The organism is Desulforhopalus singaporensis (assembly GCF_900104445.1).
Classification (GTDB): Bacteria; Desulfobacterota; Desulfobulbia; order Desulfobulbales; family Desulfocapsaceae; genus Desulforhopalus_A; species Desulforhopalus_A singaporensis.
This window is the reverse complement of the sequence record NZ_FNJI01000074.1, coordinates 1-7,049: the sequence shown is the minus strand read 5'-3', so window position 1 is coordinate 7,049 and position 7,049 is coordinate 1. Positions and strand designations below refer to the sequence as shown.

At 48.9% G+C, this 7,049-nt stretch carries 4 protein-coding genes and 1 rRNA gene; all 5 read right to left on the bottom strand.

The window, feature by feature from the left end; genetic code table 11:
• Positions 1-1,475, bottom strand: a 1,475-nt coding sequence (locus BLQ17_RS21310; RefSeq protein ID WP_143005599.1) for a retention module-containing protein, incomplete at its 3' end; no start/stop codon positions are given.
• 300 nt (positions 1,476-1,775) lie between these two features.
• Positions 1,776-3,737, bottom strand: coding sequence for a bifunctional diguanylate cyclase/phosphodiesterase (locus tag BLQ17_RS21305; protein WP_092226224.1), 1,962 nt, complete (start codon positions 3,735-3,737; stop codon positions 1,776-1,778).
• 14 nt (positions 3,738-3,751) lie between these two features.
• On the bottom strand, positions 3,752-4,459 hold the full coding sequence (locus BLQ17_RS21300; RefSeq protein ID WP_245695271.1) for a transglutaminase-like cysteine peptidase: 708 nt from the start codon (positions 4,457-4,459) through the stop codon (positions 3,752-3,754).
• Positions 4,460-4,925: 466 nt separating this feature from the next.
• Positions 4,926-6,332, bottom strand: a complete 1,407-nt coding sequence (locus BLQ17_RS21295) for a TolC family outer membrane protein (protein ID WP_092226223.1) — start codon at positions 6,330-6,332, stop codon at positions 4,926-4,928.
• Positions 6,333-6,769: 437 nt separating this feature from the next.
• Positions 6,770-6,886, bottom strand: a 5S ribosomal RNA gene (gene rrf / locus BLQ17_RS21290).
• Positions 6,887-7,049: the final 163 nt, after the last annotated feature.

Here is a 7,049-nt window from a genome sequence, read left to right as displayed (position 1 = left end):
ACGATAAACTGTCCGACATCGATCTTGTTGGCGAGCAGCTCGTCATCGGTGCCGGCGGACCCGAACGAGTGGTCGACCTGGTCGTCGAGATCGAAGATCAGGTCGCCGTTGCTGTCGAACCTGAGCTCGAATACGGTATCGCCGGAGGTTGCGGTAACACCGGTGATGGTGGTGCCGTCACTGGACCAGTTGATCGCCTCGTTGTTTGAGGTGATGCCTGCGAGGGTGCCAGAGGAGCCGCTTGCGACGAAGCTGAAGGTGACCTCCTCGTCGGCGCCGTCATCGACCGCGGACTTGAGATCAGCGGCGGTGAAGGTGGCGGTATCGGAGTCGGAGGAATCGTCGAGGTTGCCAAGCGAGCTGTCGGGGTCGCCGAGTTCAGCCCCTTCGTCGTTACCCAGAGCGTCTTCTTCAACGACTTTGGATATGGAAATATCTTCTGTAATAGGACCGTCATCAAGAATGTTGGCGGTAAATGAACCGGCCGCGGTATCACCATTGCTGTCGCTTATCGTGAAGTTGAAGATATCCTGCAGTGAGTCGCTAGGACCGGTGGTTGCAGGTCCTGATTGACCGGTGACGGGGTGATCGAGATTGGGACTGCCGTCGGCCTGATCGAAAACCTGGTATTTCCAGGTTCCATCGTCGTAGACTGTCAGCGTGCCGTAAGAACCGCTGACAGTGATTGAATCTCCCCCGGTGTTGTCAATAGCCAGAAACTGGGTGCCGAAGCTGATTCCGCCAGGGCCGTCTCCGCCAAAGTTTACGCCGAGATCTTCCAGGGTTCCTTCGTAAAAGAGTCGTCCATCTTCATCGAACTGAGGAGCGCCTGTGCCGTCAGGAAGGTTTTCTTCGTCAAGGGTGATTTCAAGAGAACCAGCTTCAGGAAAATAGTTCGGTGGCTCTTCCTCCGAACCGCCGGATTCAATCACAGGCTCTGCCAGCACGACGACCGGCTCTTCATAGGTATGTCCGGGGCGGGAAATAAAGTCAAAGGGAGGACCTGTCGTTTCAGCACCGGCCTCAGGCGTTATTTGATCGCCTGTCAGGTCAAACTGAACATTGTAGATACCTCCGCCGGCGTTATCCGGACCAGCGGGTCCGGCGGCAGGCGGTGCAAGCTCAGTAGTCGGGTCGAACGTTCCCTCCGCCAGTGCCTGTTGAATCTGTTCAACTTCTGCAGTTGACTCTGCGACCTGCTCCGGACCGGCCTCTTTAAACACGTCCTCGTCTATGACCACTTCGCTGTTGCGCCCAAGATCGAGGCGGTCTACCGCCGCGTCACCGAATACGATTGAAATCATCCCGTTGGAATCGGTAATTATACGGTCGTTTTCGTATATCGGACTGTTGATTTCAAGGACACGAACGGTTCCATCCTGCCCCTGGGCATGGACGTTGCCTTTGACTATGATCGCCTTTCCAACCGGCTGGTTGGCTTCACTGGATGTATTTATATTTGTTTCAGTTGCCATATTGACCTCCAAGTTTTCTATAAGGGATACGACTATAATATCAATGATATGTTAGGAGAATGCATTGTTCCATAGTACCTTGGTACTAATATGTGAAATTGTTGTAAGATTTCGGATGGTGGTAGACAGGTGTCCGGCGGAAACATTGAAAAAATGGTTAAAATAGTGGTCGCCAGAGAGCAGGACGGGGGGAGTTGGCTGGCCCTGCGGTCCACTGAAAAAGAAAAATATACGGGGTAATTGAAGGCCGCCTGATATAGACAGTCCATATCAGGCGGTAAAATGGTGGGAGCCTTACAGCTAATTAACAGATTTCGGAACGCCGAGGAAAAAACCCTGGGCGCCGTCGAGATGGAGTTTGTTTAATGATTCCAACTGGGTAGCATCTTCAATACCTTCGGCGATCACCTTGATGTCCAGGCTGTGAGCTACATTTACAAGAGAACTGATAAAAAACCAGCTGTCGGTATTTTGATCCGTCAACTCGCCGGTAAACACTTTGTCAATCTTGACATACTGGGGCTGCAGAGATTGCAGGTAACCAAAATGAGAAAAACTTTTGCCGAAACGATCAATACCTATGGTGTGCCCGTATCCTTTTACTACCGCTGAAAACTGCAGGAGTCTCTGCAGGTCCTGGGTGGCGGTGTATTCCGTAATCTCAAATGCAACTTTTGGTGCCGTTTCAGGCCAGTTGGAGAGTATTGTATCCAGCTCTGTCAGGAAAGTATCGTTTTTAAGCGAGGAAGCCGAAATATTAATAGCCACTGTCTCTATGTTGATCGAGTCCCGTTTGAGGTGACTGACTTTCTCGATTATTATCTGGTCCACCGCCACTATTTTATCGAGTTGTTCGGCAAACGGAATAAAGAGGCCGGCATGAATCTCTTTTCCATCCTCGGCTCGTAGTTTGGAAAATATTTCATGATGGAGGACCGTGTGCTCCTTACCAAAGTGTACCACCGGTTGTGAAGCCAGGACGAAATCTCTATCTATTATGGCTTTTTCAATTATTTGCAGCCAGTCCATTTTTCCTTTGATTGGCTCAGCGTGTTCAAGGGATGAAAGTGATACTATTACAAAGCTATTCGGTCCTTTTTGTTCCGCCTTGCGAACAGTACGGTCCGCACCGGCAAGGATCTTCTCGACGGATATGGGGCTTTCATAGGTCAGTCCGCCAACCTGAACGAGATTTTCCGGAAGAGCGGGGTCTTCCGAAGAAATGGCATAAATGGCGGCGATGAAGTCTTCGATGATAAGCTGCGAGTTCTCAACAGTTGTGCTGGGAAGTTGCAGGCAGAAAGATCCTCCTGACAATCTGGAGAGGATTCTGTCCTCGGTTTTTGCCGATGACGTGTCAAGACAACCAGCTATCTTCTGCATGAGGCTGTCAACGTACTGGTATCCGTGGTCGCGATTAAGACGTGGGAGATTCTGAATCTCGATGAGAAAAAACGTGCCGTAAACCGGTTCATCCTTTTTGCTCATTTCGACAGTGAACTGGCTGTCAAAAAAGCGTCTGTTGCCAAGTCCGGTCAACGGATCGAGGTATGCATTTTTCCTGAAACTATCGGCAATATCGGATTGCTCTTCAAACATCTGCTTGATTTTTTTGGTCATACCGTTCATCGCCACCACTACCTGCCGCAGTTCCCGGGTGCGGGGTATCTTCTCCTGGAAGATATAATTTTTTTGGCAGAGCCTGTTTGCCTGTTGTTCCACAAGCCTTAAAGGACGGAGGAGATATTGGAGAACCGCAGCTCCCAGCGAAAGCACCACTACCCCCACGACAACAAATGCCTGGGTTATGTTTACGCTGGCCTGCCAGAGGGAATTGTATGCATATCCCGGATGGCTCTCCACATACAGAAATCCCTTGTGTATCCATCCTGAGGAGACAAGGGTTTTGGCAGGAGGACTCCTGAGTTCGACGAAATCTATAAACCATTGCGGGACATTGGTTATAACGAGAGGGTTTTCTTTATCGATGATCGTCTTTTCCTCCAGGTCTGTCAGCCTGATCATGCGGTAATACCCCCTATCGAAAACGGCGCTGATCATCGCATCTATGGTGGCGAGATCGTCCTTTACGAGATAAGGATTGATGGACAAGGCCAGGGAGGTGGCGGTGTCCTGGGCGTGGGAGACCAGCTGGTTCTCAAGGAAGGTCCGGGTGGAGTTGAGTTTAGCGACCCACGTACAGGTGAAAAGAATCAGAAACAGGATGGATGTGGCAACGAGGAGCTGTCGGTATAGTGTCATATTGTAACCTAAAGTTATTTTAAGCTGTCAGGCATTCTCTCCAGCAGGTCAGTCCATAGTTTCAGTCTTTTGCTCTCTCCAACAAGATTGCCGCGACCGCGTTCTTTGGCAATCCAGAGGCTCGAGGCGTTAAAACTGAATACCGGCAGGAGGTCGTCCCGTTGTGATGCCGGCTTGATGTCAGGTATAAGGTTATCGAGAACCAGCGGTTCTGAACCTGGGGTTTCATAATAGGTGAGAACCATGTGTGCCTGGTTGAGTTTCCAGGCTTTTACATAGGTCATATTGATCTTTTTTTCCTCAACTCCAAGTCTTTTGAGAGTGAAATACTTGGCCATGGCAAAGTCTTCACAATCTCCGCCGTCGCTTGCGAGAAATTCTATTGGGGTCGCCCAGTAATCTTTTTTCTGCCAGTGCAGGGCATCGCTTACAAACTCAAAACGGTTAAAGAAATTGTTTACTTTCTGCAGTTTTTCAAGGTCGTTTTCCGATTGGTCCTGGCGAATAAATTGTTGCCAGTCAAGCAATCTGGCCACTGCCTCGGCGCCATATATTTTATCGGCATTTTTAAGTATCTTGGTACTGATGGTGAATGTCCTGTTTTCTGCGAAAAGAACGGTTGCAAGGAGCAACAGCAACAGAGGGAAGAATCTTTTTCCCAGGTAATATGTACGTGGGCCGGAGATAAAAAAAAGCGTATAGAGACGATTCTTTGAGTTCACTTTATTAATTGACAGCTCTCGTTAACTCCCTAAAAAACACTCTTCTTTTCGTGGCGCAGCTCATGACTGGCTTGACCATCATAAATCTGCATCGCAGTGGTGAGTATATGGCAAAGGTGGTAAAAAAAACAGCATGTTGCCGCAGACAAGATAACACCAATAAATACCAAGTGCAAATCCGTAGATAGTTTTGAATTTGGAATTGGTCAGAAAAATCTTTCTGTAAAAGTCTGCGCAAAATATACAGTGTCAGACCAGGGACCAATAGGAAGAGGTATTGATACCCCAAGGTCCCGCGATTACGACTGGGTACACAGTAACAGAAAATTAATCACCTGCCCCCGGCACCTCGATATCCTGCCGGGTCAGGAGCCGGAAAGCAAAAAAAATACGGAGGATACATAATGTTCCTCCGTATAGATTGTCGACTCTTTTAATAGCGGATATGTAACGCTATTTTTTTAAATTATCCTTTGGAGTCAGGCATGGGACGTTCAAAAACCCCTTTATTGAAGGTTTCGATTGTTTCTATATCATTGTGAAGAAGAATCTCTTGATCCCTGGCACTGCCTTCTTCAGATACGGTACTCTCCTCCGGCCACTGCTTCTCGAAGGCACCAACCAGCTGACCCATGCCGGCGAGGATACGGTATTGATTGTAAATACTGTTGTATTGAGCGTTGACGAGATCTCTCTTGGCATCGATAACTTCTGCCTCTGTATCAAGTACGTCGAGCAGTGTGCGTTTTCCAAGGTTAAACTGGTTGACATATGATTTGGCGGTTGCCTTGGTTGAGGCGACACGCTTTTCAAGGTAATTAATCCTGCCAAGCTCGGCCTGATAAGCCATCCATGATAACCGGATAGATTCCACCACCTGCCTGTAGGTGCTGTTGCGGATCTCACGGGCCTCATTCACCAGATGCTTGGTCTCCACCCGTCGTGCTTCATCGCTGAAACCGTTAAACAGGTTGTAACGCAACCTGGCCATCGCCAGGAACTGATGATCCTGTCCTTCTTGATCAAAATCCTCATCCCAGTGCTGTTCAAGTTCAACATCGAGGATCGGATGAAAAGGTGCTTTGGCAACTTCAGCCTGTTCCTTCCTTGCATCGAGATCGGCTAAGGCGATTTTCAGTGTGGGATGATTCTGCAAGGCGCGATTTTCTGCATCCTCAAGCGATTCCGGCAACATCTTTTCCTGGAATGCAGGCCTGCTGAGTTCAGCAGGCATATGTCCTACCACGGAGAGGTAATTGGATTTGGCGTCAATGAGGTTGGTCTTGGTGACGACGATATTGGATTCAGCAAGAGATACGCGTCCGGCAACCTGGTCACTGTCGGCCTTGCTGGCAACCCCTGATTCGCTACGCAGGTTGATCTGATCGGAAATGCGGAGATGGTTGTCGAGATTTTCCTGCGCCAGAGCGGCAAGTTCAGTTCTGCGAAGAACATTGAGATAAACTTCAGAGCCCCGTAAGGCAACCTCCTCAGCGGTGGATTGTATACGGTATGCTTGGGAACGGACCCTGGCCTCCTGTCGATCGACTTCGTTCATGGTGGCAAGCCCTCGATAAAGGTTCTGGCGAAGCCTTACCCTCATCTGGGTTGGATTTAATTCATCGTCAATTGGTTCCTGAATATCCTGGTAACCAACCCCTCCGTCAACATCGAGAATCGGATAGTATCCGGCCTTTGCCTGCCTGACTTCCTGATCGCGTCCAAGGCGGTTATAGGCCGCTGCCCTGATTGCCGGGTTGGTCATGAGCATATGCTCAACCGCCTGTCCGATTGTCTCTGCCTGGGCGCTGCAAACATGAGACAGCAACGTCCCTCCTACTACAGTGCAGCAACACAACGCTTTTAGATTCATGGTCTTCTCCCTTCGGTTTGTTTTTGTACATAGATATGTTAAGCGAATCCACGTTTAACATATCTAAATAAGATGCCCGGGTTGATGACTGGGTCACAGCGAACAAGAAACATCCGCTTTGATTGATTCCCTGGCTGATATTATAGCACAGCTATAACAGAACATGAGCTTTAATAGGTTAGGTTTTATTTAATTTTTTCTCCTAACTGTTTAAAGTGTACGTGTTGTAGCCTGAAATTCAAGTATAAAAAATCGGCTGTGCGTCCGTTAAGGTAATTTTGCGGTGTCGCCAGGAAGGGATGTTAAAAACAAGCGTTAAGGGAATGGGAATGATTGAGAGGGAGCACCAGGGAGATGAAAGGGTGCCACCGTTCAGTGGTTGCCAGGCCAAAAAAAAAGCCCCGTAATGCGTTTGCATTACGGGGCTTTATATATAAAACCGGCGGCGACCTACTCTCCCACACAGTCGCCCGTGCAGTACCATCGGCGCAGAAGAGCTTAACTTCCGTGTTCGGAATGGGAACGGGTGGAGCCTCTTCGCTATGACCGCCGGAAAAATCTGTTTGTTTCCTTTAGCAGGGAAGGGGGGTGGGATTGCGACCCGCCTTCCTATAGTAACTCAGATAATCGAATAGTAGAGCAATCAGTAGAGTATTAATCAAAAAATATGGATAAGCCGCACGGCTTATTAGTATCGGTAAGCTCCACGTGTTGCCA

Excerpts from the sequence above, each read along its gene's own strand:
- BLQ17_RS21305 (WP_092226224.1), bottom strand. The coding sequence starts at position 3,737 with ATGACACTATACCGACAGCTCCTCGTTGCCACATCCATCCTGTTTCTG.
- BLQ17_RS21295 (WP_092226223.1), bottom strand. The coding sequence starts at position 6,332 with ATGAATCTAAAAGCGTTGTGTTGCTGCACTGTAGTAGGAGGGACGTTG.